We start from the raw sequence: 2,474 nt of genomic DNA on the forward strand, positions 1-2,474 counted from the left end.
GCCTTGTTCCAGCAGGCATGCGCTTCGCTTTGCGCTTTTTGCCCGTAGGGAAATTCATCACCGGTATGCAGCAGGTTCTGTTGCTGGATCTTAGCGGCAGGCACTCCCAGTTCGGCGGCTGCTTTGGCGATAGCCGCTTCAATCACGAACATACCCTGCGGGCCGCCAAATCCCCGGAAAGCCGTATTGGGCGGCAAATGCGTGCGGCAGCTATAGGCAGTGGCCTTTACGTTGGGAATAAAGTATGAATTAGTGCAATGGAACAAAGTGCGCTCCATTACGGCCGGCGACAGGTCGGCCGCGGCGCCGGCATTCTGGTAAAAAGTAACCTCATATGCTACAATCTTCAGCTCATGATCCAGCCCTATTTTAAAATCGGAGGAGTAGGGATGCCGCTTACCCGTCATGGCCATATCATCCATACGGTGCAGCGAATATTTCACCGGCTTTTTAAGGTGATGGGCTGCCAGGGCGCATAAGGCGGCCCAGGTATTGGCCTGGTCTTCCTTACCGCCAAAGCCGCCACCCAGGCGGGTGATCTCCACATCCAGCATATGCATGGGCAGCCCCACAGATCTTGATACGGCCCGCTGCACAGCAGTAGGCCCCTGTGTGGAGGAATATATTTTCAGCACATTGTTTTCCTGCGGAATTACATACGCGCCCTGTGTTTCTATATACAAATGCTCCTGCCCGTTGGTATCGGCCCGGCCTTCTATCACATGTGCACATTGCTGCCAGGCGGCATTCACATCGCCCAATGTAAAAGTGCGCGGCGGTATTATCAGCTCACCTTTGGCCTGCGCCTCCCGCGGGTCGGTGATCACCGGTAGCGGGGTAATGGCTGCTTTTATTTTTTTAACCGCTGCACGGGCCGCCTCATTACTGGTGGCTACTACAAAGGCCAGCGGCATACCGCAGAAATGTGTTTGTCCTTCGGCAAACAGGGGTTCATCGGGAATAATGCCTCCTATCTGGTTTTCGCCGGTAATATCTGCATAGGTAAAGATCCTTACCACCCCGGGCATTTGCGCCGCCTCCGTTACATCCAGCTGCTCAATATTGCCGTGCGCTATGGGTGAGCCATATGCCGCGCCAAACAGCGTACCATTCACCAGTGGAATATCATCCAGGTAAACAGATCCTCCTTTTACATGTGTGCCGGCATCTATATTCTTCATCTGCTAAAGATTTAAAAGGTCTGCTACAGATAGCTGCGGGAACAGGCTTATGAAATGTGCTTTGATCAGCTGGTTCAGTAATAATCGTTTATACGCCTCCGTACCCCGGGCATCGCTGATAGGGGTAATTTCTGTTTGGGCAATGTTCAGCGCTTCCTGCAGCAATGCGGCGCTCAGCCATCGCCCCTGTAAAAAAGCAGCGGTACGTTCCAGCAACATCGGCACCGGGCCTACGCCACCGGCGGACAGCCGCACTTCCGCCATTACCTCCCCTTCCATACGAATGTGCAGCGCGGTATTTACACTGGCAATATCCAGGTGAGTACGCTTGCTTACTTTTTCAAAGCGGAACAGGTGCTGCGCCGTTTCCGGCCACTCAAACCAAAGCTGCGTAATATATTCCTCAGGTGTTTTGGCCAGCTGTTTATAGCCTTTATACAACTGGCGCAGCGGCAGCTCGCGGGTATGCTCTCCATCGCTCAATACCAATGTTGCATCCAGCGCCAGGAAGAAAATGGTGAAATCCCCGATGGGAGAGGCATTAATGAAGTTGCCGCCAATGGTGGCCATATTACGTATAGGCGTAGAGGATACCAGCTTTATGTACTCATCCAGCTGCGGAAAACAATCCTGCATAACAGGCGATTCCTGCAGGTCAGTAACCGTTACGGCCGGCCCTAATACCACGCGGCTGCCCTGCCGGGTAATGCCGTTCAGCGGGGGCTGATCAAACAAAAAGCGGATGGCCTTTTGCTTCATCTCCTCCGGTTTTTGCACATATACATCCGTGCCGCCGCCTACGTAGTGCGCACGTACATCTTCAGCCGGCGTCATTTCCCCGTTCAGGGATTGCTGCAAGGTTTGCAGGCGTTCTTTAATATTGGAAAAATAAGTTGGTAGTATTTGTTGTTCTGCTGCAAATACGGCGGGTGCGGTTTCACCGCGGTCCTGCACCAGCTGCGCTACCCTGGCGGCGGCCCGCTGTATGGATTTATACCCTGTGCAGCGGCAAATGTTTCCATCAATGGCCCTGATGGCCTGCTGTGTGGTGGGCGCTGCTTCGCTTAAACAAAAACCGGCCAGCGACATTACAAAACCCGGCGTGCAAAACCCGCACTGGGTGGCCGATTCATCGTACATGGCCTGCTGAATGGGGTTAAGCCCCTCCATATTAATACCTTCTATGGTTACCACCTGTTTGCCATGCACATTGCCCAGGGGTGTAAGGCAGGAGGTAAAGGAGCGGTATTGCAGGCGGTTATTGACAAGGCTCCCTATCAGCACCGTACAGGC

At 53.5% G+C, this 2,474-nt stretch carries 2 protein-coding genes; both read right to left on the reverse strand.

Annotated features, from left to right (window positions below):
* The coding region (locus tag VIM87_RS12820; protein WP_331997376.1) for a molybdopterin cofactor-binding domain-containing protein at positions 1-1,181 on the reverse strand (1,181 nt) is incomplete at its 3' end.
* A 3-nt stretch (positions 1,182-1,184) separates the two neighbouring features.
* Positions 1,185-2,474, reverse strand: a 1,290-nt coding sequence (locus VIM87_RS12825; RefSeq protein ID WP_331997377.1) for an FAD binding domain-containing protein, incomplete at its 5' end; no start/stop codon positions are given.

The sequence above is a fragment of the Chitinophaga sp. genome, assembly GCF_036569125.1.
In the GTDB taxonomy this organism is placed as follows: domain Bacteria; phylum Bacteroidota; class Bacteroidia; order Chitinophagales; family Chitinophagaceae; genus Chitinophaga.